The 26,788-nt window shown below is 33.7% G+C and carries 27 protein-coding genes; 4 read left to right on the top strand and 23 right to left on the bottom strand.

Going from position 1 to position 26,788, the window contains the following annotated elements; translation table 11 throughout:
* Positions 1 to 232: 232 nt before the first annotated feature.
* On the bottom strand, positions 233 to 472 hold the full coding sequence (locus tag NiCM35_RS12915; protein WP_047940462.1) for a YozE family protein: 240 nt from the start codon (positions 470 to 472) through the stop codon (positions 233 to 235).
* A 231-nt stretch (positions 473 to 703) separates the two neighbouring features.
* On the opposite strand from NiCM35_RS12915, the gene NiCM35_RS12910 reads away from it, so the two are divergent.
* On the top strand, positions 704 to 1,777 hold the full coding sequence (locus tag NiCM35_RS12910) for an SGNH/GDSL hydrolase family protein (RefSeq protein WP_123257807.1): 1,074 nt from the start codon (positions 704 to 706) through the stop codon (positions 1,775 to 1,777).
* Positions 1,778 to 2,335: 558 nt separating this feature from the next.
* Here the strand turns inward: NiCM35_RS12910 and msrB are convergent.
* The 3 genes from msrB to rsgA all read right to left on the bottom strand — a co-directional run bounded on the left by msrB (position 2,336) and on the right by rsgA (position 4,522).
* Positions 2,336 to 2,761, bottom strand: a complete 426-nt coding sequence (msrB, locus tag NiCM35_RS12905) for a peptide-methionine (R)-S-oxide reductase MsrB (RefSeq protein WP_249878372.1) — start codon at positions 2,759 to 2,761, stop codon at positions 2,336 to 2,338.
* A complete protein-coding gene (gene msrA, locus NiCM35_RS12900; protein WP_095332045.1) occupies positions 2,761 to 3,294 on the bottom strand; it encodes a peptide-methionine (S)-S-oxide reductase MsrA in 534 nt (177 codons plus the stop codon). Before msrA ends, msrB begins: the two co-directional genes overlap by 1 nt.
* A 175-nt stretch (positions 3,295 to 3,469) precedes the next feature.
* Positions 3,470 to 4,522 (bottom strand): ribosome small subunit-dependent GTPase A, encoded by a 1,053-nt coding sequence (rsgA, locus tag NiCM35_RS12895; protein ID WP_433779705.1) that lies wholly within the window; start codon positions 4,520 to 4,522, stop codon positions 3,470 to 3,472.
* Between the two features lie 388 nt (positions 4,523 to 4,910).
* Here rsgA and NiCM35_RS12890 point away from each other — a divergent pair, with 388 nt between their 5' ends.
* Positions 4,911 to 5,669, top strand: a complete 759-nt coding sequence (locus tag NiCM35_RS12890; RefSeq protein ID WP_249878370.1) for a DUF4397 domain-containing protein — start codon at positions 4,911 to 4,913, stop codon at positions 5,667 to 5,669.
* Positions 5,670 to 5,757: 88 nt separating this feature from the next.
* Here the strand turns inward: NiCM35_RS12890 and NiCM35_RS12885 are convergent, their stop codons facing one another.
* The 5 genes from NiCM35_RS12885 to ilvA all read right to left on the bottom strand — a co-directional run bounded on the left by NiCM35_RS12885 (position 5,758) and on the right by ilvA (position 11,756).
* Positions 5,758 to 6,330, bottom strand: a complete 573-nt coding sequence (locus NiCM35_RS12885; protein WP_095332039.1) for a YpmS family protein — start codon at positions 6,328 to 6,330, stop codon at positions 5,758 to 5,760.
* 10 nt (positions 6,331 to 6,340) lie between these two features.
* A complete protein-coding gene (locus NiCM35_RS12880) occupies positions 6,341 to 7,153 on the bottom strand; it encodes an SGNH/GDSL hydrolase family protein (protein ID WP_095332037.1) in 813 nt (270 codons plus the stop codon).
* A gap of 187 nt (positions 7,154 to 7,340) precedes the next feature.
* Positions 7,341 to 8,939, bottom strand: a complete 1,599-nt coding sequence (locus NiCM35_RS12875) for a sensor histidine kinase (protein WP_095332035.1) — start codon at positions 8,937 to 8,939, stop codon at positions 7,341 to 7,343.
* Between the two features lie 440 nt (positions 8,940 to 9,379).
* Positions 9,380 to 10,222 (bottom strand): DegV family protein, encoded by an 843-nt coding sequence (locus NiCM35_RS12870; RefSeq protein WP_433779703.1) that lies wholly within the window; start codon positions 10,220 to 10,222, stop codon positions 9,380 to 9,382.
* A 268-nt stretch (positions 10,223 to 10,490) separates the two neighbouring features.
* Positions 10,491 to 11,756 (bottom strand): threonine ammonia-lyase IlvA, encoded by a 1,266-nt coding sequence (gene ilvA, locus NiCM35_RS12865; protein WP_095332031.1) that lies wholly within the window; start codon positions 11,754 to 11,756, stop codon positions 10,491 to 10,493.
* Between the two features lie 198 nt (positions 11,757 to 11,954).
* Here ilvA and trhA point away from each other — a divergent pair, with 198 nt between their 5' ends.
* Positions 11,955 to 12,593 carry a PAQR family membrane homeostasis protein TrhA gene (trhA, locus tag NiCM35_RS12860; protein WP_047940453.1) on the top strand — a complete coding sequence of 213 codons (639 nt, stop codon included), beginning with the start codon at positions 11,955 to 11,957 and terminating at the stop codon, positions 12,591 to 12,593.
* Between the two features lie 184 nt (positions 12,594 to 12,777).
* Here the strand turns inward: trhA and NiCM35_RS12855 are convergent, their stop codons facing one another.
* The 5 genes from NiCM35_RS12855 to NiCM35_RS12835 all read right to left on the bottom strand — a co-directional run bounded on the left by NiCM35_RS12855 (position 12,778) and on the right by NiCM35_RS12835 (position 16,467).
* Positions 12,778 to 13,653, bottom strand: a complete 876-nt coding sequence (locus NiCM35_RS12855) for a PTS system mannose/fructose/sorbose family transporter subunit IID (RefSeq protein WP_249928290.1) — start codon at positions 13,651 to 13,653, stop codon at positions 12,778 to 12,780.
* The gene (locus NiCM35_RS12850; RefSeq protein ID WP_213083968.1) at positions 13,640 to 14,416 is read right to left on the bottom strand and encodes a PTS mannose/fructose/sorbose/N-acetylgalactosamine transporter subunit IIC; all 777 of its coding nucleotides are present in this window, start codon (positions 14,414 to 14,416) and stop codon (positions 13,640 to 13,642) included. The genes NiCM35_RS12855 and NiCM35_RS12850 overlap by 14 nt, the downstream gene beginning before the upstream one ends.
* Positions 14,417 to 14,506: 90 nt before the next feature.
* On the bottom strand, positions 14,507 to 14,977 hold the full coding sequence (locus NiCM35_RS12845; RefSeq protein WP_095332029.1) for a PTS sugar transporter subunit IIB: 471 nt from the start codon (positions 14,975 to 14,977) through the stop codon (positions 14,507 to 14,509).
* 15 nt (positions 14,978 to 14,992) lie between these two features.
* Positions 14,993 to 15,421: a PTS sugar transporter subunit IIA gene (locus NiCM35_RS12840; protein ID WP_123257811.1), complete on the bottom strand. Its 429-nt coding sequence runs from the start codon at positions 15,419 to 15,421 to the stop codon at positions 14,993 to 14,995.
* 65 nt (positions 15,422 to 15,486) lie between these two features.
* Positions 15,487 to 16,467, bottom strand: coding sequence for an SIS domain-containing protein (locus NiCM35_RS12835; protein WP_123257812.1), 981 nt, complete (start codon positions 16,465 to 16,467; stop codon positions 15,487 to 15,489).
* Between the two features lie 263 nt (positions 16,468 to 16,730).
* Here NiCM35_RS12835 and NiCM35_RS12830 point away from each other — a divergent pair, with 263 nt between their 5' ends.
* Positions 16,731 to 17,456 (top strand): GntR family transcriptional regulator, encoded by a 726-nt coding sequence (locus NiCM35_RS12830; RefSeq protein ID WP_095332023.1) that lies wholly within the window; start codon positions 16,731 to 16,733, stop codon positions 17,454 to 17,456.
* Between the two features lie 280 nt (positions 17,457 to 17,736).
* On the opposite strand, the gene NiCM35_RS12825 is transcribed toward NiCM35_RS12830, so the two are convergent.
* The 9 genes from NiCM35_RS12825 to NiCM35_RS12785 form a co-directional block, all read right to left on the bottom strand.
* Positions 17,737 to 18,225 carry a dihydrofolate reductase gene (locus NiCM35_RS12825; protein WP_095332021.1) on the bottom strand — a complete coding sequence of 163 codons (489 nt, stop codon included), beginning with the start codon at positions 18,223 to 18,225 and terminating at the stop codon, positions 17,737 to 17,739.
* Positions 18,222 to 19,016 (bottom strand): thymidylate synthase, encoded by a 795-nt coding sequence (locus NiCM35_RS12820; protein WP_095332019.1) that lies wholly within the window; start codon positions 19,014 to 19,016, stop codon positions 18,222 to 18,224. The genes NiCM35_RS12825 and NiCM35_RS12820 overlap by 4 nt, the downstream gene beginning before the upstream one ends.
* A 30-nt stretch (positions 19,017 to 19,046) precedes the next feature.
* The gene (locus NiCM35_RS12815) at positions 19,047 to 19,754 is read right to left on the bottom strand and encodes an anthrax toxin lethal factor-related metalloendopeptidase (RefSeq protein WP_095332017.1); all 708 of its coding nucleotides are present in this window, start codon (positions 19,752 to 19,754) and stop codon (positions 19,047 to 19,049) included.
* Positions 19,755 to 20,004: 250 nt separating this feature from the next.
* Positions 20,005 to 20,583, bottom strand: a complete 579-nt coding sequence (locus NiCM35_RS12810; RefSeq protein WP_433779697.1) for a TerD family protein — start codon at positions 20,581 to 20,583, stop codon at positions 20,005 to 20,007.
* A 61-nt stretch (positions 20,584 to 20,644) separates the two neighbouring features.
* Positions 20,645 to 21,256, bottom strand: a complete 612-nt coding sequence (locus NiCM35_RS12805) for a TerD family protein (protein ID WP_095332013.1) — start codon at positions 21,254 to 21,256, stop codon at positions 20,645 to 20,647.
* A 296-nt stretch (positions 21,257 to 21,552) separates the two neighbouring features.
* Positions 21,553 to 22,656: a toxic anion resistance protein gene (locus tag NiCM35_RS12800; RefSeq protein WP_095332011.1), complete on the bottom strand. Its 1,104-nt coding sequence runs from the start codon at positions 22,654 to 22,656 to the stop codon at positions 21,553 to 21,555.
* Positions 22,653 to 24,302, bottom strand: a complete 1,650-nt coding sequence (locus NiCM35_RS12795) for a YceG family protein (RefSeq protein WP_123257814.1) — start codon at positions 24,300 to 24,302, stop codon at positions 22,653 to 22,655. The genes NiCM35_RS12800 and NiCM35_RS12795 overlap by 4 nt, the downstream gene beginning before the upstream one ends.
* Positions 24,303 to 24,877: 575 nt before the next feature.
* Positions 24,878 to 25,672: an HAD family hydrolase gene (locus NiCM35_RS12790; protein ID WP_123257815.1), complete on the bottom strand. Its 795-nt coding sequence runs from the start codon at positions 25,670 to 25,672 to the stop codon at positions 24,878 to 24,880.
* Positions 25,669 to 26,787, bottom strand: coding sequence for a cysteine protease StiP family protein (locus NiCM35_RS12785; protein ID WP_433779694.1), 1,119 nt, complete (start codon positions 26,785 to 26,787; stop codon positions 25,669 to 25,671). The genes NiCM35_RS12790 and NiCM35_RS12785 overlap by 4 nt, the downstream gene beginning before the upstream one ends.
* Between the last annotated feature and the right edge of the window lies 1 nt (position 26,788).

Here is a 26,788-nt window from a genome sequence, read left to right as displayed (position 1 = left end):
CACTATTCGCGCATAAAAATTCTTTGTCTTCTGAATTGTGTTATTTATCCAACATTTCTTAAACGGTTTATTCATTATATGTATATATGTTAATAGGAAGAATACTTTCCAATGTTTAAGTACGGGCTGCAGCTCTTCCTTTTTTCTTAATATTTTAAGGAATAATTAACCTTTTAGGTTGGCCACAATCTGAGAATAAAAAAACATCCAAACAAATTATCGTTGGATGTTATCAATAGCTATAATTCTTCTTTTCTTCTTGAAATAAATATTTCTCCCATGCCTCATCAAATATACGCATGCTTGGAAGATAATGACCATTTAATTCTAGATAATCGCTTATTTCATCATAATCAAAACTATTTTTGGGGAAATCATGATCAAGATAAGCTTCATTCGCAAATTCGCTAATTTGATCATTTGGTTCGGGATGTCTAAACTTCATAAGAAAATGATAAAAGGATTTAGTCATGATCTCACCTTCCTTGATCGATAGATATAACGTATACTATACATAATTGAAAATAATGGTGCAAGTGATTTAGCTGAATTTAAACTCATTCTATAGCAATTAGCAGGAGAGCCTAAATTACTAATCTTTCTAAATACAATAAAATTACTGGTTACCTTGTACTTCTGGAGGGTAATTTAATGAACAGAGTTGATATTCGTTAATTAATAAGGAGGGTAATAAAAAAGCAAAATGAAAAAGGGTTTGAAATATTTTATTTACTCTCTCATTTTTATTGTCATAATCAGCATGACATATGTATTGGTTCATTCTGAACAACCGAAAAGAAATGTCTACGATAAAATTATTGATGGAAAACAAGTGAACTATTTAATTGTTGGCGATAGTATTGGCAGGAGTTCAGGCGCAAGCAACAACCATCGAAAATGGTTTCACCTTGTGGAAAGGAGCTTAACAAAAAAATATGGAGGCTCATTTAAGAAACAGTTAGTAGTTCAAAGCGGAGCCACTGCATTTGAGGGATTATATAAATTGAAAAATAGTTTATCTAATAATATTGATTTAGTATTTATTGTATTTGGAGAAAATGATCGAAAATATATGGATGATAAGCAATTTTATTTTTTTTATCAATCTTTATTAGAAGAGGTTGTGTACCGTTATCCGGATGCAGAATTAATAACAATCACAGAAAGCAGTCTGGATAATGAGGATTTTGTGAACGTTATAAAAAAATTATCTAAAAATTTTTATGCAACAAATATTGATATGAGACTTCCTTTTCGAGAATCTAGATTATCGCCTGAGCGATTAACAAATGATCTTGTACATCCAAATGACTATGGGTATTATCTATATGCTCAAGAAATCGTTGATACGCTGCAAAAAGCAATTCACGACAAAAAAACAGTACTAACTTCTACTATACCTGTTAATGAGGTATCTAGTTTGGAGATGAAAACCAGTTATCCTATTGAATCAATCGATCCTTCTTTTCGAAAGAAAGATGGTTATTATACATCCAGTAAGATTGGCGCTAATATTGAATATCATTTTACTGGTCCTTTTTTAGGGGTAAACGTAATCAGAAGCGAAAAAGGCGGAATGATGGATGTTTTTATAGACAATAACTATGTAACTACTATTTCCACATGGTGGCCATTTAAAAAAGAAAGATCACTTTATGTCACGAGCGGTCTAAAAGATACGGACCATAAAGTTACTTTTCAAATTTCTGCACATAAATCAAGATATAATATAACCGATCAACATTTGATCCAAATATCTTCTATTATCACTAATTAGCAAAAAATTACTTCCTTGAAGAAAAGGGGATGCCTTGATAGGTATCCCCTTTTCTTTTATTGAGACATAAGTATTTCAACCCGATATACCCCCGAACAATTATGCGTACATATTAGAAAATATTCGTATAATTGTTTGGGGGTTTTTATTTATTTTAAGAAAAAAGGTTTGTGGTAATCACCCGCAGACTGAATACACTTCGCTTTCCATGGGGCGAGCGCCAAGCCTCCTCGTTCCTGCGGGGTCTTGGACTTTCTCGCAGCTCCCATAGGAGTCTACGTGTATTCAGTCTGCTCTGTTTTTTCCTACTAATTTTAGTTTGCTTAAAAACTAAATAAGCTTTAAAAAAGGAGTGAAATGGAACGGAGGATACTCGACTCCTGCGGGAAGCAGAGCAAAGCCTAAGACCCCACAGGCTTTAACCGAGGAGACTTAGGTTGCTCCCCGGCGCATCGTGTGTCTGTAGTGTAATGGAACGAATTGGTTTCACCACTGAATTAGAGATTGTTCGTCTTTATCCAATATATATTTTGTTTTGTCCCATCCCCTTTTCTTTTATTATCTAAATAAAGTTAAATATTTACCATATCCTTTTTCTTCTAATTCCTCTTTTGGAATAAATTTCATTGCTGCTGAATTCATGCAGTAGCGTAAGCCTGTAGGTTGCGGACCATCATTAAATACATGGCCTAGATGAGAATCAGCTTCTTTACTTCTCACTTCGGTACGTATCATTCCATGACTTGTGTCTTTCTTTTCTGTTAATTCTTCTTCATCAATTGGTTTTGTAAAACTTGGCCACCCACAGCCGGCATCATATTTATCAAGTGAACTGAATAATGGTTTTCCTGAAACAATATCTACATAAATCCCATCACCGAATTCATCCCAATATTCATTACGGAATGGTGGTTCGGTTCCATTGTTTTGAGTAACTTCATATTGTATGGGCGTTAATTTTTCTTTTAGTTTGTCTTTTTCCATTACTGATCGCTCCAATTCTCGTCAATATATGCTGCACGTCCTGAACCAATATGATAACGATTATAATGTTCAGGATTCTTTCTGTAATAATCCTGATGATAATCCTCAGCAGGATAAAAAGTTGATGCTGGAAGAATTTTAGTCACAATCGGTTTACTAAATCTCCCACTTGCTTCTAATTGTTGTTTAGATTTTTCAGCTGCTTGCTTTTGATCCTCACTATGGTAAAAGATTGCTGTTTGATAGGATTGCCCGCGATCATAGAATTGACCGCCTGCATCAGTTGGATCAATTTGCTGCCAATAAATACTAAGCAATTTTTCATACGAAAAAACATGTGGATCATATGTAATTTGGACTGCTTCATAATGTCCCGTCGTTTCTGAACAAACTTCTTTGTAGGTTGGATTCTCTTTATGTCCCCCTGTATACCCAGAAACTACTTTGATAATACCTGGCTCCTGATCAAAAGGCTTAACCATACACCAGAAACATCCTCCTGCAAATGTTGCTACTTTTACATTTTCATCCACTTATATACCCCCCTGAATAACTTTCTCTCACTTATATTCCCACATCATCATGATTTCACACTATTAGCTTAATGTTTATAAGAGAAATATGCAAAAATTAAGTCTCTAAAAGGAACGTAAATCCCCTGATTCATAAGACCAAGGGATTTACAATAAAAAAGTAATCAAGTAATAATTACTTTATCTTAAATTGGTTATTCCTTTTTTTCCATATTTTCTTTTGATCTGATTGCGCTTTTTTATCTTGTCGTCTTTCAAGAAAAGCTAGTTCCCTTAACAGCTTTTTGTAGCTGCGTAATCGTTCTTCTTCGATTTTCCCATTTTCAATAGCAAGCTTTACTGCGCAGCCTATTTCCTTTTCATGCTGGCAATCTCGAAATTTACAATACGCTGCATACGCTTCTATTTCAGAAAAACTATTAGCAATACCTTCCTCACTATTCCATAATTGCAATTCCCTCATTCCAGGAGTATCAATTAATACTGCCCTATTCGGCAACAAGACCATCTCTCGGTTTGTTGTCGTATGCCGTCCCTTTGCATCTGTCTCTCTAATTCCTTGGACTTCCTGTTTATTGAATCCACATAGATAATTTGTCAAAGTAGATTTCCCGACACCGGATGAACCTAATAAAGCGACTGTCTTTCCTGGAGAAAGGAATGTTTTCAACGTTTCTAATCCAATATTATTCACAATACTCACTGCTATAATAGGAACGCCAAAAGCTACTGATTCTACTAAAGTAACTTTTTCATTAATATCATCTGCTAAATCTGCTTTCGTTAAAACAACGACCGGACTTGCTCCACTTTCCCATGTTAAAGTTAAATAGCGCTCTATTCTTCTTATATTTAAATCTTCATTCAATGAATTAACTAAGAAAATAGTATCAACATTGGCTGCTACTATTTGTTCTTCGGTACTATTACCTGCTATTTTTCTAGAAAATTTGCTTACTCGAGGCAATATGTTTGTAATGGTTCCTTTTTCTTCAGGAATTCTCGGCGAAACAATTACCCAATCGCCTACTGCAGGTAATTCTTCTCTTGATTTTGCTACGTATGCTAATTTTCCGGAAACTTCACATAACAGCTCACCATATTCGGTCCATACTCGATACATTCTTTTGTGTTCTAAAGAAATTCTGCCGATTATTTGATTTTCCTTTGCAACCATCTCAAATGCTTCTTTAATATTTTCGTTCAAACCAATCTGGGTTAATTCCATGTATTGACCTCCAAATATTTGTAAAATAAAAAAACATGGTGCATACAGCCCATGTTTTCCCTACAAACATTTAGAAGTCCCTACATAAGAATGTATCATCTATCTATTCATGACAAATCTCATCTATTGAGGTAACCGTTTGGGCTGTATGCTATATGAATAATTGATATAAAAAATGTAATTTTGCTCATAAAACATCAGCCCCTTTCATTTATTAATTTTATTATATAAATATTCAAATAAATTGTAAAGCCTATTTTATTAGGCACTCTCCCTAATCTTTAGCATATTCTATTTTCAAAAGACTCTTTTCTATATCTGTCAGACTGCGTTTACTTTTAAATCATAATGAAAAATAGGATAAATATGAACACGAGGAGGAAGTTCGATGACAAGAGATCATTTTCACTCCATACAGGAAGCCGGAATGTATAACGTATTAAGTGATTACTATAAATATACGAATCCTGAATTACATGTATATTATTATCATAAGCATCTTCAAAGCTTAAACCATGCTTTAAAGAAGGAAAGTAAGTCTGCTATTGTTTCGGATATCCAGAGGCAAAATGAGTATGGAAAAGTCAGATTCTTACAAGCTACTAATAACTTGCCAACTGTTGATATTTACATGAATGGTAAATGTCTGTTAAAAGAAGTATCGTTTAAAACGATGAGTAATGAATTAACATTACCTACTGGAAAATATCAACTGGATATATATGAAACTGGGAAGCAGATTGATCCATTATCTAGTCAAATATTGAAGATAGATAGTAATGTATATCATACTTTTGCTTTTGCCGGCAATGAAAGAAACCTAACAATACAGTTATTTCCTGAATTTCCAATTGTACCAGCAAACGAAACAAAACTACGGATCATTCAACTGGCAGAAAACCTGCCAACCATTGATATCGCCGTTCAAAAAGGAGATATCGTATTTCCATCTATACCTTATAAAGGTGCAAGTTCCTATTTAGGGTTGTTTCCAATGACTGTCTATTTAGAGGCAAGAAATGCAGAAACAAAGGAAGTACTAAAGAAATTTCCTGCTCTCCAATTAGAAGCCGATAAAACATATAGTGGATTTATTGTCGAAGGAACTGATGAAAAAACTTGTGAATTATTAATTTTCTCCTGTTAACATAAAAAGGCTATTCTTAAATCTCCCACCAATAATCATTTATCATCTTGGACAGGAGATTTTTTAGAAATAGCCTTACAAATATTACTTATTCAGTTGGCAGCAATAAATTAAATTGAATGATATTTTTCTCTAAATCAAATGTTTTCGCCTCTACTAACATTCCGTTTTTCAAGTCCATCTTAGTTAAATGAACATATATTTCTTCTTCATTTGGCTGAATATCAACCCAATCTGGAAAATTATATTGATTTTCAATAAAATTCATTACATAAGATACGGGTAACGGCAGATGACCAATACTTATTTCTTTCTGTTTTAATAATAAATCCCCATTTTCTAATGCTATTGGTTCAAATGTTAATTTCATTTGAATATCTGTATGAAAAATTGGCATCGTTCCATATAGCTCTACTTGATCCGCTATATTTATTTCATAATGAATCGGACCATTAAGCCCTTCTTTTTCTAGAAAATGATTAATTAACTTCGTCAAATCCTCTCGATTTGTCGTAACAGCAAATGGAACTTCTTCTCCTTGCTGCTTTATTATCGGTGTCTTCTCCACTGGTTTAAATATCATTATCGCTATATATATGATTCCCAGTACAAGAGCACCTGCTAATGTTAAAAATGCTAGTTTCCACTTATTCTTAAACAACCTTTTCTCCTCAATTCTCCGTCTGCAAATTCTCTAGTATATCAGCTAGTGGTGCTGTTAACATCTTTTCGTAGATGGCTTCAGCAATAAGCTGATACCCCTTGTCATTAGGATGAAAATAATCTTCATACAGTAAATCTGACGTTGGATTTTCAAAAATATTCTCGATACTAACGAAATATGTATGCTTATATTTTGCTAATACCCCTTCACTCGTGCTATTCCAATCGGCCACAATTTGATTCATTTCTTTGATATCAGAAAACATCTTGATAAATGGGTTATAGACCCCAACTAATATTACGACAGCTTTAGGATTGTATTCTCGTATACTAGCCAAAACATTATTGAGATTTTCTTCATACTCGCTTAATTGTGCCAAAAATGAATCCATTTGCAAATTGGTAATATTATTCCGGACGACTTTCATAATATCATTTCCGCCAATCGTAATAATAACACCGTCTGCTTTTTTAATTGACTCACTAACTTCCTCTGTTTTAATTCTTTTTAATAACTGATCAGACCTGTTGCCTCTTACCCCATAATTCAAAAAATCCGCCTTATTTACTCCTTTGGTTTCTTCAAGTAAAGTTTGCAGATATGGAACATATCCCCCTTTTCCAGTGCTGTCACCAACACCTTGTGTAAGAGAATCTCCAACAGATACTATTGATAAATCTTTTGGTAAAAAGCTGACTGGTATATCCTTTTTATTCATAACTACCATATCTTTTTCTGTATTATAGAGTGTCTGATTGGAGCAGGAAACAAGCATTAAAAGAGAAAATAATAAAACAAGAAAGGTAAATGGTTTTTTCATCTTTTCACCTACCTTCATTTTTTATAGTATAGCATATTGAAGAGAATTCGAAATGAATTTATGCACTTATTTTTTTCCAATAAGCTCCCAATATGCATCCTAATCACTGCGAAAAAAATTCTCCCATTAAAAACTTTTTCTTTTATGAAACTCTATATTCCATCTATATATAAGAAGAATTACTTTTTTACTCACTAAGATAGAGAGGGATGAAAATTCTAAATAACGTGCCCCTACCTTTTTCACTTTGTACTTCAATATACCCTTTCATCTGCTCAACCATCTGATAACAAACCATTAAACCCATCCCAGTACCCTTTTCTTTTAACGAATAAAACGCAGTACCTAATCGGTTTATCTCTTCTTCTGTCATTCCAATTCCAGTATCCTCTATTTCAAATACCCCATATTCCTTTGCTGGATAAAGGTTAATGGTTATCGTTCCTCCATTTTTCATTGCCTCAATTGCATTTTTTAAAATATTTATAAGTACTTGCTTTAATTCATTATTATTAGCTTCTATGTATACTTGTTGAATATTCTTTTTAAAGTGGATACCTTTACTCATCATTGCATAAGAGTGCATTAAGTCAATAACTTTGTTTGCCAAGTCTCTTCCATTAACCTTTTGTGATTGTTCCACATCAGGCTTTGCTAAAGACAAATAATCATTAATAATTGTTTCTGCGCGATTCATTTCCTCAATCATTAATTTAATATATGTTCTTTCTTCTTCACTCATATGTTCTTTTGCATAAAAAATTTGCAAAAAGCCTTTGACGACAGTCATCGGATTTCTTATTTCATGAGCAACGGATGCAGCAAGCTGACCAACTGCATTCATTTTCTCCGCTTTTTGTAATTCTTTATTAATTTTCAAAAAATCTACAATATTATCCATTTGCCTAAGTGCTTCTTCCATTGTAGTGAGTTGAAAATCCTTTGATATTGTTCCAAGCTCTTTAGCAGTATTGGTTAAACGATAAAAAAGAGACGCAAGATTATCAACAACTTCATTATAATTTTTCATCAGCCCTTGTAATTCTTTGTTATCATTTATATCCATCTTAACATCAAAATTCCCACCACTTATTTCATTCAAACCTACCATCATTTTGTTAATAGGGTGAAGGATTTTATTTAACCATTTTCTTATATAAATAAAAAGGAAGATAAAACTAATTAAAAGGAAGAATATCGTTTGAAGTGCGAGTTCTTTCAGAAAATAAAACTGGTCATTGAGCTTCCTTTCCATCCCGACAACGCCCATCAATTGTCCTTTTTTATCATTAATAGGAATGAAAGAGCTCATATAATGGTCTTTATTAAGTTTGTATATGTTACTGTGCTGAATTTCATGCATGGTAATTGTTCTCTTATATGTTGGCATTATTTTATCTGCTATAGTATCAACATAATGAATTCCTATTTTTTGATTTTGTTGAGAGATGACAGCTATATGATTTTGCTTCTCATTTTCTGCTAACACCGATATATACATGAGTTTCTTTATTTCGGAATTATTTTTATTAAAATCTGAAGAGTTGATCATATTTTGTAGTAGCTGCTTTGAATCAGTCCTTTTCGCTTCCCGCATTTGCAAGGAAGCATTATTACTTAATAGAGTTAGGATTTCTTCCCCATCCTTTTCAAAATTTGTCTTCCACTCTTTATACTGGCAATAAAAAACGAATGTTACAAAAAGCATGAGAAGAAAAAAAGGCAGAAAAAAAGAAATAACTTGATATTTATTCACAAACGGAATAGTATAAAATTTTTTTATCATACTGGCCACCTATTTCTTATATTCCTTAGTCTACAAGAGACATACGATATTTGAATTACTTCTTCTAATTACAATTGAATTATATATCGTTATTTATTTATGTTCGTAATCTTAATTTATATGTTGATTCGACAATTTCGCTTAAAATCCCTTTAATTACCCCATTTTTTATTTAATTCACTAATTTTAAAAATGAAGGGTCATGATAGGTCTTTCTCCTAACGAATAAAAGAAGTCTACTTTTACCCTCAAAAAATATAAGCAGATCAGATACAAGTAATTGGACAGAAAAAAGCCAAACAATCACAGGAAATTTCGTATGACCGCTTGGCTTTTATTCTTTTTAAATTGTTGTTAAAAAAGGTGTAATAAACACTACATTCTATTTTATGGAGCAGCAATCTGCCTTTTACTGAATCCTACAAACAATAAAAGAAGGATTATTCCATATAATAACTAAACCCGATTGCTCCTGGTCCGGTATGTGTGGAAATGATAGGAGTTGTATAGTCAATATCAACTCTATTAAAACCAGTAGCCTTTTCTATTGCCTCTTTTAATTTAAGCGCAACATCTAGGCTTCCTGCGTGTGTAATCCCTACCCCTTTGATTTTTTTTCCGATGCTGTCTTCCGTAAAGGCACTAGCTAAAAACTTCACTGCTTGTGAACGACTTCGTACTTTTGCCACAGGTGTATATACACCTTCCTCTAGAGTTGCAATGGGTTTAATATTTAATAAAGAGCCGAGAAAAGCTTTCCCTTTTCCAATTCTTCCGCCCTTCATTAAATTCTCTAATGTATCTACTACAACAAAAAGTTTCGTATGTTTTTTTACATGATTTAATCTTTGCAAAATTTCAGCTGCATTATGCCCATTTTTCACCATTTCTGCTGCTTCTAATACTTGAAAAGATAAACCTTTAGAAATAAATTCCGAGTCTACAACAAAGACCGTTCCCTTTGTTAATTGGCTGGCACTTTTAGCTGATTCTACTGTCCCACTCATTCCACCCGTCATATGAATAGATATAATATCATATCCTTCGTCTGCAAGTTCATCATATTTTTCCACAAAAGTGCCAACAGATGGCTGAGAGGTTTTTGGTAACTCATCTGCTTCTATCATCTTATCAATAAATTCCGCAGGTGATATATCTACTCGATCCAAGTATGATTTATTATCAATATAAATAGATAAAGATACTACCTCAATTTCATATTCTTCTAAAATTTCTTGCGATAAATCTACCGTTGAATCTGTTACAATTTTGATTTTTCTCATTTCACACTTCCTATTAATCATTTCATTTTTCAATTAAGCGCTTACTTTATTATACATTTATTTTTATTATTTTCCTATGCTACTGTGTATTTTATTTTATTGAGCATATATTACCCACTATACCACAAATTAAGCATTTCGTAACCTGTGAATTGAATCACAATCCATGGCGAATTAACTGACTACAAAGACTTTATAAACAATAATAATGATACATGATCAAAAAACCATGCGCATAATAACCACGCATGGTCCTATTAAATAGATATTATACTAGTAAATGGAATAAGTTAGAATCTCTATTCACTTCCGTATACGGAAATCCCTTTTTATCCATTCTTTCAATTAATTCTCTGTAATCATCCCTATTTTTCAGTTCTAAACCGACAAGTGCAGGTCCACTTTCCTTATTATTCTTTTTAACATATTCAAATCGGACAATATCGTCATCAGGTCCCAAAACATCATCTAAAAACTCTCTTAGAGCACCAGCCCTTTGCGGAAAATTAACAATAAAGTGATATAATAATCCTTCATATAATAAAGAGCGTTCTTTAATATCCTGCATGCGATCAATGTCATTATTACCACCGCTAATGACAACCACAACATTTTTGCCTTTTATTTTTTCCTTATACAAGTCTAGAGCAGCAACTGGGAGAGCTCCAGCCGGTTCGGCGACAATGGCATGCTCATTATATAAAGACAAAATAGAGGTACATACTTTGCCTTCAGGTACTAATACGATATCATCTACATAATCTCTGCAAATTTCAAAATTCTTTTGTCCAACACTTTTGACTGCTGCTCCATCTACGAATTTATCAATTTTGTTCAATGTTACTACTTTATTTCTAATCAAGGCTTCCTTCATCGAAGGGGCACCAGCTGGTTCAACACCAATCATTTTCGTTGCTGGAGAAACGCTTTTCATGTATGTACTTAACCCTGCCATTAAACCACCGCCTCCGATACTTGCAAACACAAAATCAATCGGGACGTCAATATCATTCATCATTTCTATTGCCATTGTGCCTTGTCCGGCAATAACATTTTCATCATTAAATGGATGGATAAATGCTCTTTCTTCCGCTTCTGCACAGGCAACTGCTTCAACATATGAATCATCGAACGTATCACCTGTTAAAACAATTTCTACATTTTCTTTGCCAAACATTTTAACTTGTGTAACCTTTTGCTTTGGTGTTGTTGCAGGCATGAATATTTTCCCATGCACATTTAAATAACGACAAGAGTAGGCTACACCTTGCGCATGATTTCCTGCACTTGCACAAACTACTCCATTTTTCATTTTCTCTTTTTCCAGCATCTTCATGGAATAAAAAGCACCCCTTAGTTTAAAGGAACGCACATGCTGTAAATCTTCCCTTTTTAAATAAATGTTGCAATCATATTTTTCGGATAACCGATAATTTTTTTGTAAGGGAGTATGGGCTACTATGTCTTTAATACCTTGGTATGCAATAATAATATCCTCTAATTGCACCCATTTTTTCATTACATTTTGTTCCATTTCCACACCCTCATTTCTAACAATTTTAATTTGTACATTATACCATGAATTATTCTTTTATCACTAACAAAATTTTAAATTTTCTTTTTTTTTAAACATTTTTGATTGCGTAAAATTATTGACTACGGCATATTCGGCAATTGTTTGTTTTTATGAAAGAAATCCATTACAATTAAGGGATAAGGAGTGAATAAAGTTATGAATTTTTCGATTAAAGATTTCTCATTAAAAGAAGAGATTGCAAATAGTATTACCCATGGGATTGGCTTTCTGTTAAGTATACCGGCGCTAGTGATGCTGATCATTAATGCAGTTGAAACAGATAATCCCTGGAGAATCGTCAGTTTTTCTATTTTTGGAGCAACTATGATTATCCTATATTTATGCTCCACCCTTTTGCATAGCATTACCCATGAAAAAGTGAAAGATTTTTTCGAGATCCTCGATCATTCTTCAATCTATCTTTTAATCGCAGGTACCTATACTCCTTTTGTTTTAGTTGCTATCCGTGGCGGGTTAGGCTGGACACTATTTGGAATCGTATGGGCATTAGCCATTATTGGTATTGTCTTTAAATGTTATTATGTAAAAAAATATATTGTTACTTCAACCATCTTGTATGTTATTATGGGCTGGCTGATTGTGATGGCAATCGTCCCGTTATATCATGCCATCGGCACCACTGGCTTTATGCTTCTCGTAGGGGGCGGCCTTTTATATACTATTGGAAGCATCTTCTACGTTATGCAAAAGATTCCCTATTTCCATGCTATTTGGCACCTATTCGTATTAGCAGGGAGTGCCTTAATGTATTTTTGTGTGTATCTTTATGTATAGCCGCAAGTTTTAACAATCCTTGATGTTCCGTTATAAAAAAGATGAAGAAGTAATCAAATCTCTGTTTGTCTACAGTCTGACCTATCATATCAATATGATAGGTTTTTTATTTTCTTCAAAAAATGCTATAGAAAAAATGGCAGGTCTAATCACCTGCCATTTTTAATTTGAAGATAAAAACTGTTTATGGAGCAAGGATGCCTAACCATGCAAAGATAATTGAAACAATGATAATTCCCATTAACAGCCAAGTTGTCTTTATTTTTTTACCAAGCAACCAGTAAATTAAGAAGGTAACACCAATGGGTAAGAGACTAGGCATGATTCCATCTAAGATATCTTGTACTTTCGTCACTGCATCACCAGTACCAAATTTCAGGGGTACTTTTACAACAACCATTGTCGCAATCATTGACCCTATTGTCATTAAACCTAATATCGCTGTGGAATTTGTAATTCTCTCCATTAAACCGGACTTTTGAATTTTATCTAATAAACCTGCTCCTAGTTCATAACCTTTCATCATTCCAAAATATCTCATTCCAAGTGCTGGGATATTGTATATCAGTAAAAAAAGAATGGCACCTAAAAGACTTCCATTTAAGGCTAGTGATGCTCCAATTCCAGCTGCAATAATGCGAAGTGTTCCTAAGAAAATTGAATCTCCTATTCCTGACAATGGACCCATCAAACTTACTTTGACATTATTGATCGAATCGATATCAAAGTTTTTGGGATCCCTTGCTCTTTTTTCTTCCATTGCTGTTATAATACCTAATACTAACGTTGAAAAATAAACTGTAATATTAAAAAATTCCATATGCCTTTGTAATGCCTTTGCTTTCTCTTCTTTGTTATTTTTATATAATTTTTCAATTATAGGTATCATGGATGAGGCAAATCCCATATGGCCTTGTCTTACATAGTTCCAGGAGATTTCAAAAGGCAAAGATCTCCAAAAGACTTTCCTTAAGTCACTTTTAGTAATTGTCGTAGTTTCCAGCCCTGTCTTTTCACCAAGTCCTTTATTAGAAACATTGCTCCTATTAGAAGTCATCATCCTCTACCTCCATTTCATTATTTCCGACAGCCATCTGTTTTTCACTCGTTTGAGACATAATGAAAACAATACAAACAGCTAATATAGCTACAGCAAGAACAGGCAAATTGAGATAAGCTGTTAGGATAAGACCTATGAATAAAAACGGAACAATTTTTTTATTCAAAATCATCCGAAGCAGAATGGCGAAACCAAGCGCAGGCAGAATTCCCGCCGAAATAGATAGTCCATCTTGAATAAAGGTTGGAATCATATTTAAAACATTTTCCATTACATTCGATCCTAAATAGAATGAAAGCGTGGTCAAAATTGCTAAAGGAAGATACATTCCAAATATACCACCATACCAGTGCATTCTGCTTACCCCTTTAAGATCTCCTGCAGCCGCATACTTATCTGCCTTATTTGCAAATAATGGAACAATAGCGATAAAAAGAAAGTTGCGGAGCATCATAACAAGCATAGCGATCGGCAAACCTAATGCGACTGCCATCCCGGCATCTTTATCCCCAATAATGGCAAAAGCAGTACCGAGAACACTCCCCGAAACGACTTCAGGAGGAAGTGCTGCTCCAACACCAACGGCCCCCATAAACGCTAGCTCCAGAGTGGCACCAATTATACATCCAGCTTCTAAATTCCCTAAAGCCAATCCTACAAGTGGTCCTAAAACGATCGGTCGTGTTTGTAATGTTTTTCCTGTAAAATAATCACTATATCCAAAACATGCAATGAGAAATATTAATATAACCTCTAACACCATTTATCCCTCCTTATTAATTCTTATAAAAAACACTCAGGAAACAAAATGCTTGCATATAAAAAAGGGTAGGAACACCCTTTTTTATATGCATTACAGTACATTTTTGGCCAAAATTTTCTTATCATTAGGAATTTGTCTTATCTCAATTTCCACATTTCGCATCAACATTTCTTTCAGTAATTGTTCTTCCTCTGGTAGAACATTAATTGCTTTCGAAACATTTCTTGATCCTTCTTTTGCCTTTATTCCACCTAAATTAATTTGCTTTATTTCTGGAATGGCTTCCGATAACTTAGCGGCATCTGCAATAGATTCAACAACAATAAATAATTTATATTTATCGGTTGCTCCGCTTTGAATTGCTTTAATCGAATCCTCGATATTTTTTATGACTAATTTAACATTAGCCGGTTTAGCTAACTTCATTGTTGTTTTTTTTAGGTCATTTTTCATTAGTTCATCATTGGCAATTAAAATGCAATCTGCACCGAGCATTGATGTCCAAGAAACAGCAACTTGTCCATGTAATAAACGATGATCCACTCTCGTTAATAAAATCATAACCTTCCCTCATTTCTAAAACTCATCATCTATATTTTGAGAATCTTCTAGGATTTTATTGCATAAACAAATAGATTCCTTGGATTCATCTATTGATTCAACAATAATTTGTCCTGTATCCTTTTCTTCAAATTGTCTTGATAATAGGGTAATTAATAATCCTAAATTAAGTCCTGATACTACGAAGACTTTCTTATCCATTCTATTAACATAATTCATAAATTCATTGTTAACACTCCCCCCTAAGAGATCGGTTACAACAATTAATTCATCTTCTGGTTTTAAGTTTTCTAGAATGAAAGATATTTCTTTGTTCAAGTCAAAATCTTCTGTCATATATGCACAAAGAAACTCTACATTGGGCTGATCACCCATGATTAACCTCAATGAACCGTAAATTCCTTCTGCAAAATTGGCGTGCGAGGCTAATAAAAATCTCCTCAAATAGATTACCTCCTTCTCAAGCTGACATACTGATTTATTCAATAATAGTTTTCTAGAAAACTATCTTAATATTCAACTTTCCACATATATCTACGGGTCATATAATCATTTTTAGTAGCATAAGATAGTTGTCTTAGATATACATTATTTAAAATAGGGGAAAATAAAATATGGTTGAAATATTCAGAAACCGAGTCCTTTATTCTATTAATTCCTAATTCTTTAGCATCAAGGACATATACTTTTTCTCCACCATATCTCTTTAAAAACTTAATTACTCTTTCATCTGCAGAACGCACTCTGCCCTCAGAGGCTAATAAAAATACCGAAGTGTTTTTATCAATAGTTTCAAACGGCCCATGAAAAAATTCACAGCTATTTACAGTAGGGGAATCCTTTTGCACCATTTCCATTAGATTGCATATAGAGAATATATATGCAGATCCCATTGCTGGACCGCTCGCCATAACGTGAATACTTTGTTCGTTTTTGTTTTGTTCCGCCCAAGCTTTTGCCAGTGGAGTTGTATATTCCACAGCATCTCTATAAATAGTATCTACTATTTCAAAGCCTTCCATCGCATCATCGTATCCTTCATAATTTTCCAATAAATGCAATAATGTGATAGCAATCTGTAAACCGAAACTGGAATTGACCCTCTCTGTTTTACTTGAATCAATCGCAATACTCTCATATTGGATGTTATATTCACATGTTTCTGTCAATCCAGATGGTTCAACATATAATCCAATTGTTGTAGCACCAAGTTCTTTTGCCACTCTAGCAGCCTCTATTGTTTCAGGAGTTCCTCTCATTGAACATAGTACTGCTAATGTATCCTGACCACAAAACTTTGGCGGAGCATAAACAAATTCATTACTGGAAAACATTTGTGATCGAATGGTTGTTGATTCTCTATCCATAAAATATTGTGCTGGATAAAACCCACCATTAGATCCACCCGCTGCAATCCATACAACATTTTTAATTCCACCATTTTCTTTTTTCTTCTCTAAAATCTCTACTAAAATTTCGTTAACATTCATTTTAACAATCTCCTTTTTATTTTGTGATGTCCTATGATGTCTGCCTAAGGACAAGATCATAATAGCATATACTTTCCTCCATGTAAACATATTTTAGATATATCTACATACAAGTTTTATCAAAGTAACTGTTTTCATTTTGTTTCACCCTGATATACTCTTCTATAATTAGATACAACAGCATACAACTTTAGAAATATCTCATTTGCACTTGTATGCATTTTTAGGTATTATATAACTAAAATTGTTAGTGAGGCATTCATATGGAAAATTTAAATATAACTAGTAGTAAACCACTTTACCACCAATTAGCGGAAACAATTAGAAAAGATATTTATGAGGGGAAATTTAAACAAGATGAGCGTATTCCTTCAGAATTCGAATTAAGTGAAATGTACGAAATAAGTAGAAGCACTGTAAGAAAAGCCATTTCAATTTTAGTAGAAGAAGATTTACTTGTTAAAATACATGGGAAAGGTACATTTGTAGCTGCCCCCATGCTCGAACAAAATAATCGAGTTTTTATGAGTTTTACTAGCAACGTGGAGACACTTGGAAAAACTTTAACAACTAAAACACAAAAAGTTTATTATCGTAAAGCTACGGAACAAGAAATAGAATTCTTTAATCTAACAGAACCAGAAGATATTTTAATTATCGAAAGACTCCGGATTGTGGATAATTTACCGATTGGAATTGAAACAGTGTTTTTCACCAAAAAGTTTGATTCATTAAAAGATGAAAATTTGAATGGATCCCTTTATGCTGTTTTAGAAGATAAGTACAGTATCACCCCTTATACAGGCAGCAAGACAATTGAAATTTGTTATGCAACATTAGAAGAATCTAACTTATTAGATATACCTCGGGGCTCTGCTCTCATGTTGGTAAAAGATAAGGTTTATGACACACACAACAATCCCTTGCATATTTCCAAACAAGTTTTGCGTGGAGATAAATTTAAGTATGCAATAAAAAAAGACAATTGATTTTCTAATGGTTGCAGGATAAGGTTTTTAATGTTTAACCTCCCAAAATATAATCAAGTCCATTTCTATCATTAAAAATCTGGATTTGAAAATCGTTTATTCAGTCTGCGGGTGATCACCACAAACCTTTTTTACTTAAAATTAATAAAACCTCGAACAATCACACGAACTTATCTTGTACGTATAATTGTTCGGGGTTAATTAGTTAAAAAACACTTAAGTTCATTTCTCAACTTTATCGCTAGTTAGGATACTTATGTCCTTGTCTTTCTATCCCTTATCACACTCTCTCATAAACTAAAAAAGTATGCGGATAAATATTTTGCTCATCAACTTCCCCTTTTTTTTCACTTACCAGCTTCCATTCCTGCCAATTTAATGCCGGAAAAAAGGTATCTCCTGCAAAATTATGATCAATTTGTGTTATATACAATCTGTCTGTTTTCTTAATTGTTTCTGCAAAAAGCTCTGCACCGCCAATGATAAAGATCTCCTCAGCCTGTTTCTCTTTGCTCCACTCATAAAATTCTTGAACAGAATGGAGGATTGTGCAGTCTTCACACTGATACGCAGGATTTCTCGTAATAATTACATTTTCACGATTAGGCAAATTTCTGCCGATTGAATCCCTTGTCTTTCTACCCATTACGATTGGATGCCCAGTTGTTACTCTTTTGAAATACTTCAAATCATTCGGTAAATGCCAAGGTAATTGATTATTTACTCCTATTACATTATTACGATCCATAGCAACAATTAAAGAAATCATACACTTACTGCTCCTTTAATATGAGGATGTGCTTCATAATTGATAATTTCAAAATCATCAAACTCAAAAGAGAAGATATCTTTTACATTTCGGTTAATTTTTAACTGTGGTAACGGCTTAGGATCTCTCGTAAGCTGCAGCTTTACTTGCTCAATATGGTTCGTATAAATATGCACGTCACCAAAAGAATGTACAAAGTCTCCTACCTCTAAATCACAAACTTGTGCAATCATATGTGTTAGTAATGCGTAGGAAGCTATATTAAAAGGCACTCCTAGAAATACATCTGCTGATCGCTGATACAATTGACAAGATAATTTGCCATCTGCTACATAAAATTGAAATAAACAATGGCAAGGTGGCAATGCCATTTTCTCAATATCCCCTACATTCCATGCACTTACAATTAATCTTCTGGAATCAGGATTTGTTTTGATGGCATGAATCAATTCTGAAATTTGGTCAATTGTGTTTCCTTCTCTAGTCGTCCATGAACGCCACTGATGACCATAAACAGGACCTAAATTCCCTTTTTCATCTGCCCATTCATTCCAAATTCGAACATTATTATCTTGTAAGTATTTCACGTTAGTATCACCCTTTAAAAACCAAAGTAATTCATGGATAATCGAACGTAAATGGAGTTTTTTTGTCGTAATTAAAGGAAAACCTTCGGAAAGATTGAAGCGCATTTGATATCCGAACGTACTAATAGTTCCGGTTCCTGTACGATCTTCTTTTTTTACACCATTTGTTAAAATATGTTCACAAAGATCTAAATATTGTCTCATTATTAAAACACCCTTTTTTTGTTAATCAAGCTATTTAATAGAAGCGATATAATGATATGTTTTTGGAGCAGATTCAAAAAGTTTTTCCTTGTCTGTTCCGCCAACATAAAACATAGCAAATGTTTCGGCGAAATATTCTTCCGCATACTGAAGAAAATATTGTCTAGTTGGAAATAGACTCCTTTTTTCTTCATTCCATATTGCCTTATAACGTTCTGATTTACTTGCATTTTTTAAAATTTTATAGTCAATAGAATGAGCTAATTCATGATACTCTAAATTAACTGAACTATGACCTTTTCCTTTTTCGCTTGCACCAATCTTCACTAGCACAACCTTGCCTCCACCAATACCAGGTACATCATCCCATGTTTTTTGGGAGTTGTAACCTCTAGGAATAATACCGGCAAATTTCTGCGCCGTTTTATTATCTGTTAATTTACCTGTAAACAATTTCACCTTTATTCCACTAGATTGTATCTTATTTAATAGAGTAGGTGGTAACTTATTTAATCTTTCAATAATAGTAGCTGCTTCTGCTTGGTCAAAATGTGCATCAGGCAGTAAAATAATATTCCCTAAATTTTCTTTTGCCTCGGTGGAAAGATGTGCTTTAATAACTGTTAGATCAGACAGGTTTTTTAAGCATATTTCATTATTAGGAAGCTGTGAGTTTCCCATAAGAATACTGGTTGCTGCTATCATTCCTACTGGTGCCAATCTTTTGAGCCATCTCATCCTTCTTCCTCCCCAATAAACTGATTGCGCTTCCTGCCCATTACTTATTTAACGGATAAGAATAATACTAGTCTATTAAAATTATAGCATGGGGAGTCAACGCAAAATACTAGTTAATATTGGGTGATAACTCCTAAAAAAATCCAAAAGAATGAAACATAGAGAAATCAATGCATACTTCTATGTTCATTCTTTTGGACATATGTCAGCGAGATGTAAAATCAAGAAAAAGTTTTACTAATTTCCCTCATTAAACCTCTAAACCATAATTCCGACATAGAGCAGCAAGTCCTCCAGAAAAGCCGCTGCCAACAGCGTTAAATTTCCATTCTCCGCCGTGTTTATAAAGTTCGCATACTATCACAGCTGTTTCAACTGAAAAATCTTCCCCTAGATCAAAGCGTAATATTTCCATGTTGTTATCTTCATTTACAACACGAACAAAGGCATTGGACACTTGTCCGAAATTTTGCCTTCTTGCTTCAGCATCATGGATGGTTACCGCAATCCCAATTTTGCTTACATGTGCAGGGATTTTTGTGAAATCAATAATAATTTGCTCGTCATCCCCATCGCCTTCTCCTGTGCGGTTATCACCTGTATGTTCCACACCGCCGCTAGGATGAACAAGATTATTATAGAAGATAAAATCTACATCATTTATTACTTTCCCATTGTCATCGGCCATAAAAGCCGATGCATCTAAGTCAAAGCCAGCCCCACCATCATATTGTTTGATATCCCAGCCTAATCCAATAATTGCTCTAGTTAATCCTGGATTTGTTTTAGTTAAATCAATACGTTGGCCTTTAGAAAGATTAATACTCAATTTCTATTCCTCCCTCGTTGAATAATAGATGGATTGTAAAAATTCGATTGCTATAGTCCGATCATGAAAATGATTTAACCACATCTCCTAAACTACCTGCATTTGTACCTGTGCCAACAGCTGCAAACTTCCAATCCTGTCCATGTCTATATAACTCCCCAGCGATTAAACTCGTTTTCCCAGCATAATCATCTGATAAATTGTAGTGAATAAGTGATTGGTTCGTCAATGGGTTAATAATTCGAATAAAGGCATTTTGTATCATCCCAAAATCTTGTCTTCTCTTTACTGCATCATAAATATTCACAACAAAAATGAGTTTTTGTATATGTGCAGGAACTTTACTTAAATCAACGCGGATTTGTTCATCATCTCCATCCCCATCACCTGTTAGATTGTCACCTGAATGGATTACACTGCCATCGCGACTTTTTAAATTCCCAAAATAAATAACATCACTATTCGCTTGAACTTTACCTTGTTCATTTACCATGATTACAGATGCATCACAGTCAATACTTGCTGCCTGTCCTCCACCAAAAAGAGAACCGAATAAGCCCCCACCCTTGTTTTGTTGAACAGGATCCCAACCAAGTCCAATTAAAATTTTACTTAATCCAGGATTCCCTTTTGTTAAATCAACTCTCTGACCTTTTTGTAAATTAATCGCCATTATTCCCAACTCCTATGTATGATATAATTTCATTTTTTATAAAGTCCTCTTTTTAAAATAGAGCTATTACTCATTTTCATAGAATATTAACTTTAGAAGGCCCTCGATTAATATTTATCTATTATCTTATGATAAGGGTAATAAATTAGGATGATACTTATTTAAGAGTAGCTAACGGATTTATTTTCCCGGACGATCAGTCGTATCGGAAAATAAATCCATTTGAACTCTTTCATGCTGTTAACACTAACCACAATTCATAAAAAGTGATTAAAAATATCTATCCCTTATACCATTTAACCTTGAAGTTTCATTTGCTTAAAGTTATTTTGTAATTCTTCTAATTTCTTTGTGCCTTCTTCTCTTAATCGCTTATTTTCTTCTTCAATTGTTTTTGTTTCTTGCATTCCTTTTATAATAATATTCCAAGATTCTTCAATCGTCTCAATCTTAATGCTAGGACTTCCTGCAAGCCTTGCAATATCAACACTCTGCTGGGATATATTTTGAGCGTTCTTGACAAGCATTTCGTTTGTTCTTCTATCCAGCTCACTCATGCTATCTGCAACTAATTTTTGTCTTTTTGCAGCAACAGCTTGGATTAGCCCATTTTTGAAAATTGGAATTGTAGTAACAAATGCCGAATTAATCTTTCCTATTAATTTTGTATTCCCTCTTTGAAGCAAGCGTATTTGCGGTGCTGTTTGCAAGGCAACCATTTTAGCCATTTCTAAATCATAAACCCGCTGATCAAGGAGTTCTATTGCATTTCTAAGGGAGTCAAGCTGCATTCCCGCTAATTGATCTCCAGCAGTTGCTTTTGCTTCAATTTGCGGAAGTACTTGCGTCTTTAATTCTTCTGACTTCATTGCTCCCGCAACAGCATATTTTTCGAGCGTCAAATAATATTGATAATTTTGCTCATACATTTCATCAAGCATCGATGTCGAATCAACCATTTCATTTTGATATTTGGAAATTTCAACATATACTTTATCAATCTCTTGTCCCATAGACTGATATTTACCAAAAAGTTTTTCCATAATCTTTTCGCTTTTTTTAAACAGTTTGCCAAAGAAACCTTTTGACGTATCCTCAAAATCTTTTTTATCAAATTTATCCATGATTCTGCCGAGCTGTTTTAATAATTCTCCAGAATCTTCTACTTTAGTTGTTCTCATATTGTTAAGGATTTTATCGGAGAATTTTGAAATTTGCGTTGCCGGCTCTTTACCGAATTCAAGTATCTGTATTTGATCTTTTTCATCAATAGACTGGGCCAACTTTTGCACCTCTGGCTCATTTCTAAGCGCCAATTTAATTTCCGATACTTTTTCTTCTGTTAATAATTCTGCGACTTGGTTATCCGCATTGTTTATATTTGATGGTTGCATATTCATCCATTATCTCCCTTTCTACTCTTTAAAAATCCGCCAAATAATCCCCTTTTTAAAAAGGATGGTTCTTTGTATTCCATGTCGAATACAACGTCCTCCAGCCAATGGGTATCGAATAAATTGTCTTGCATAAAGTTCTCCATATCAACATGACCAGCTGGATTATAAATAATAATATCAAGACCCAATGCATTCATTAAAACTAACATTGCTGCATCTTCTCGCGTAAATACGCCATTTTTTTCGGTTTTAAATAATACAATACTTGGTACTTCTTGTGAGTAATCAAATTTCTGCAGCATTTTTAATAGTTCATCTGGTATAAGTAAACATTGAGAAAATAGAAAAATTGCTACATCTTCATTTGATTCATTCGACTGTTTTATAAGTACTGGGTTAGAACACACCCTTGAAATTGCAGCTGCTATCCCTTTTTGTAAGCCTAGTGGCAGCTGTTTATAATTCCAATAATGGGCACTCATCAACTTCTCCGGATCGAGTAAGCCGTTTCTTCCAAGTGCTCCCCGATAATGGTATCGGTAATCGCTAATAATGGCCCTTGTAAACGGAAACTCTTTAATTAATAGCGTCTCATCTCGATTGACTATTTCGTGAATGCGATCCCAGTATTCTTTTCGATTTTTACTTACACCAAATATTTTAGCAAAAATAGCCGGGATATGCACTTCTCCATTTTTCACTTCGAAATTTGGTCGAATCATAGCCAGCTCTTTTTCCAGAAGAAAAATTTCATCATATGTAGTTTTTAGGGTGACAGAAAACGGGATATAATCCCTAAATTGCCATGGTTTGTATAGGTTGGATCCTTCATGATGGAGTATACTCTCTATTTCCTTTGATGCCCGATATGCTACTGTCGCTGTTCTTTTTCTTTCTTCTGTAGGAAAACTTTCAGGCTCTTTTCTTTGTGGATATTGATGCTGAAAAAAAAGCTCCTTATCCAGTTTTACTTTTTCCAAAATATCTTCCCCATTAGGATGAACCATGACAATATCACATCCAATAGTAAGGAGATAATAGATAAAATAGGACTGACTTTTATTCGCATCCCCATACCAGAGAAACTTAGGCATATTTTCACTTAGTACCGTTTCTTGTAAGGCAGGCTGTAAATGATTAATCGACCATTTTACAATATCCACTACTAATCTTCGTAAATCCTTATTTTTTATGCCGTTTTCTTCTATTTCTACAAAATGCTGAATTACTTTAATAAAGCTTTCGCGCAATTTCCGATGAATAGCCGGAACTGAAGATTTTATCAGTACATTTTCCCCATCAAGAAACGCAACAAATCGATTAATGGACAAATTCTGCTCATTCATTCGATTAAATACTTTTTGAATAGATTGAAAATGCTGATTGTCGATTGTCCTATCAAGTGTTTCATCTGTTAATAAGTGTAAGCCAGTATTATCTTTATATATCCAATTAAATAGCTGATTATAATATTCATCCTCGTCTAATGATATTCCTAGTAATTTAACGACTGCCTGCCCAAAAGTAAATATACGATTAGTGGTATCATATAATGGTCTTTCTTTAATAGGCTTTAGCAAAAGATTAAACCAATTTTCTTCAGACAATGGAAGTATTATATTATTAACGGTATAAAAGTCTTTGTTCATTTTCTCCACTTCCTAATTTTAACCCAAAGATAACTTTCTATCTTTATCATAGCATAGCTCCATGTGAACACTAAACATTCTACTTTATATTTATTTACGAATTTTTAATAAAAAAGTTTCATTTTTTGTAGTCAGAAAGGAAACCTTTCGTAAGATTTTTCTTTATATTCTCCAATTCTGTGTTTTTAGCACCTAACCTTCTGGGTGTGCATATAATACAGTACATTAGGCGAGTAGGTGCTAACTATGAGATCATTTTTTCGAAAATACACGTATCATGAAATTGAAACAGATTTAAATTATGTACAAAATGTTCTATCTTCCAACATGTATGTTTTTGTTGATTTAATCTTTATTTCTCTAATAATTAGTTTTTTTATGGCCATCTTTTTCGAATCTATCTTATTTGGGATTATTATATTTGTTTGCAGCTATTTATTCTTTGTCGCCATTTATTGTTTATTGCTCAAATTGATAAAAGATTCACCTGATGATCTATAAAATATATTTACCTTCCAACAAAATCCATCTTTTTAACGACTCTAAGGCGACCAATTATGGTCGCCTTAGAGTCGTTAAATAATAAATTCCTTATGAACCTTTCTTATGATTTCTTCTCCAGCAAACGCACCTTTTTGACTTGTTGCTTTATGAGAAAATCTACTTGCTCCACCACCTATTAGCTCTCCATGCCTAGGAATAAACGCAGTTTGGCATATATTTAGAAAAGGTAGATCTAATAAAGAATCTCCAGCTCCAATTGATTGCTCGATTCCTTCTCGTTCCTTAATATATTTTATTGCCTCTCCCTTGCAAACAGGACTTGGCATAAAGTAAAGTTTTCTTCCTTGTAAAGAGATATTCCAGCCGTTTTTTGCTGCAATCTTTGATAGTTCTATTTTTAAATCAGCGGCTATTGTTGTATTTAACACATAATAAAAGAAAAGATTATCAGCAATTTTCAAATCTCCCGGGAGAGAATACGCTTGGAGCATTGCCAATATTTCCTCTTTTTCACTACATTCCACACCAAGCTTCCCCTTTAGCCTCTCTTCCCACTCTGTCATGATTTCTCCATTATAGTGTATTCTTGCTCCGTTACTGGTTACACAGTAAGATACTGGTACCTCTCTTTCAAAAATAAAAATCCGCTTATATTGCTCATATGTTCTTGTTGTTACTGGAATAAATAAATAGCGGGAAGCAATCTCTTTCAATAAATTATAGCTCACCTTTGTCATATAGGAGACATACTTCCCATTCTTCTCTTCGACCCCAATCATTGATTGATTCCAAGGAGTTTCCATTTCTTCTAAAGCACGTTTTGAATAAATTAATGTTCGATCTAGGTCAGATGCAAATAATTTCATCCCTTTTGCACAACCTTTTTAATCAAACCGCAGCATGTATAGCTCATATAGGGATATGGAATTATTTCTACGCCTCTTTCTTTGGCAAGCATAACGATATGCTGCACATAAGGACTGTCAGGATCTTTCATTAATATCTTCCATGGTATTCTTCTTAATAGGACTCTTGTAGTTTCTCCAACTCCGGGTTTTACATAATGCGTGCTCTCAATTTGAAATTCATCCTTAATGGCTAGAACTTCTTTCATCCCCCGAAAATCAACCGATTGATCAAGAAGATTCTCATTCATTCTTTCTACTACTTGCTTTGGATTAATTTTTTGTAGAGCTTCTGTAATTTCATCTAAATAAATATTCGATACATCATACGGCTCTAATTCCTGATAATATTTCGCACCATGAAAATCATCCATTTGAATATATCTTTCATTTAATACGGTGCGGCTAACAAGCCCAGAAACAGTAGAATTTAAGCAAGCGCTCGGTATCAAGAAATCTTCTCTCGTTCCATAAAGCGTGGTACAGTATCCTGGATCTGCCAGTACAGCTAATGTATCATCTAATTGAACATGATATTTATTTAAATAACTTTCACACGCTTTTGTTAATTCAATTGAAATGGCGCCTTTACCTGTCCAGCCATCAATAAATTGGATAGCAGATTCTTTATGTGATTTTAATATATACTTAATAGCATTTTCATCTATCCCTCTGTCTCTAATGATGGAAATACTATAGTGCGGTAAAGAAACATGATATTTTTCTTTTATATATCGTTTGATTAATATCCCAATAGGAGTACCTGCTCTTGCTAATGAAACTAAAACCGTTTGTTTTCCATGTTTACGATATATCTGCTCTGCAACAACGGCAGTACTAAGTGCAACCTTATCTTTATAAACATGCAGTGTCTTCCAAAAAAGCTGTAAATAATGTTCTGGTGGATTATATTCGATTGGTAATGTTTCGCTATAATGTGCCCCACTTTGAATCTTTTTTTCTCGTTCCTCGGTGGAACCTTCTAAGAGTATTCCATTTAAATTTTTCAAAAGAAAAATGACATCTTCACTATTATAAGATCCGAATTTCGCTTGCTGATTTATGTTTAAATGCATC

Source organism: Niallia sp. M35, from assembly GCF_050971705.1.
GTDB classification, from domain to species: domain Bacteria; phylum Bacillota; class Bacilli; order Bacillales; family Cytobacillaceae; genus Niallia; species Niallia circulans_A.
The sequence above is the reverse complement of the archived record's forward strand: the minus strand, read 5'-3'. Positions and strand labels throughout refer to the sequence as shown.

What these genes read in the sequence shown, in the direction of transcription:
- NiCM35_RS12915 (WP_047940462.1), bottom strand. Translation starts at nt 472, where the DNA reads ATGACTAAATCCTTTTATCATTTTCTTATGAAGTTTAGACATCCCGAA.
- NiCM35_RS12910 (WP_123257807.1), top strand. Translation starts at nt 704, where the DNA reads ATGAAAAAGGGTTTGAAATATTTTATTTACTCTCTCATTTTTATTGTC.
- msrB (WP_249878372.1), bottom strand. Translation starts at nt 2,761, where the DNA reads ATGGAAAAAGACAAACTAAAAGAAAAATTAACGCCCATACAATATGAA.
- rsgA (WP_433779705.1), bottom strand. Translation starts at nt 4,522, where the DNA reads ATGGAATTAACCCAGATTGGTTTGAACGAAAATATTAAAGAAGCATTT.
- NiCM35_RS12890 (WP_249878370.1), top strand. Translation starts at nt 4,911, where the DNA reads ATGACAAGAGATCATTTTCACTCCATACAGGAAGCCGGAATGTATAAC.
- NiCM35_RS12880 (WP_095332037.1), bottom strand. Translation starts at nt 7,153, where the DNA reads ATGAAAAAACCATTTACCTTTCTTGTTTTATTATTTTCTCTTTTAATG.
- NiCM35_RS12875 (WP_095332035.1), bottom strand. Translation starts at nt 8,939, where the DNA reads ATGATAAAAAAATTTTATACTATTCCGTTTGTGAATAAATATCAAGTT.
- NiCM35_RS12870 (WP_433779703.1), bottom strand. Translation starts at nt 10,222, where the DNA reads ATGAGAAAAATCAAAATTGTAACAGATTCAACGGTAGATTTATCGCAA.
- ilvA (WP_095332031.1), bottom strand. Translation starts at nt 11,756, where the DNA reads ATGGAACAAAATGTAATGAAAAAATGGGTGCAATTAGAGGATATTATT.
- trhA (WP_047940453.1), top strand. Translation starts at nt 11,955, where the DNA reads ATGAATTTTTCGATTAAAGATTTCTCATTAAAAGAAGAGATTGCAAAT.
- NiCM35_RS12855 (WP_249928290.1), bottom strand. Translation starts at nt 13,653, where the DNA reads ATGATGACTTCTAATAGGAGCAATGTTTCTAATAAAGGACTTGGTGAA.
- NiCM35_RS12850 (WP_213083968.1), bottom strand. Translation starts at nt 14,416, where the DNA reads ATGGTGTTAGAGGTTATATTAATATTTCTCATTGCATGTTTTGGATAT.
- NiCM35_RS12845 (WP_095332029.1), bottom strand. Translation starts at nt 14,977, where the DNA reads ATGATTTTATTAACGAGAGTGGATCATCGTTTATTACATGGACAAGTT.
- NiCM35_RS12835 (WP_123257812.1), bottom strand. Translation starts at nt 16,467, where the DNA reads ATGAATGTTAACGAAATTTTAGTAGAGATTTTAGAGAAGAAAAAAGAA.
- NiCM35_RS12830 (WP_095332023.1), top strand. Translation starts at nt 16,731, where the DNA reads ATGGAAAATTTAAATATAACTAGTAGTAAACCACTTTACCACCAATTA.
- NiCM35_RS12825 (WP_095332021.1), bottom strand. Translation starts at nt 18,225, where the DNA reads ATGATTTCTTTAATTGTTGCTATGGATCGTAATAATGTAATAGGAGTA.
- NiCM35_RS12820 (WP_095332019.1), bottom strand. Translation starts at nt 19,016, where the DNA reads ATGAGACAATATTTAGATCTTTGTGAACATATTTTAACAAATGGTGTA.
- NiCM35_RS12815 (WP_095332017.1), bottom strand. Translation starts at nt 19,754, where the DNA reads ATGAGATGGCTCAAAAGATTGGCACCAGTAGGAATGATAGCAGCAACC.
- NiCM35_RS12805 (WP_095332013.1), bottom strand. Translation starts at nt 21,256, where the DNA reads ATGGCGATTAATTTACAAAAAGGTCAGAGAGTTGATTTAACAAAAGGG.
- NiCM35_RS12800 (WP_095332011.1), bottom strand. Translation starts at nt 22,656, where the DNA reads ATGAATATGCAACCATCAAATATAAACAATGCGGATAACCAAGTCGCA.
- NiCM35_RS12795 (WP_123257814.1), bottom strand. Translation starts at nt 24,302, where the DNA reads ATGAACAAAGACTTTTATACCGTTAATAATATAATACTTCCATTGTCT.
- NiCM35_RS12790 (WP_123257815.1), bottom strand. Translation starts at nt 25,672, where the DNA reads ATGAAATTATTTGCATCTGACCTAGATCGAACATTAATTTATTCAAAA.
- NiCM35_RS12785 (WP_433779694.1), bottom strand. Translation starts at nt 26,787, where the DNA reads ATGCATTTAAACATAAATCAGCAAGCGAAATTCGGATCTTATAATAGT.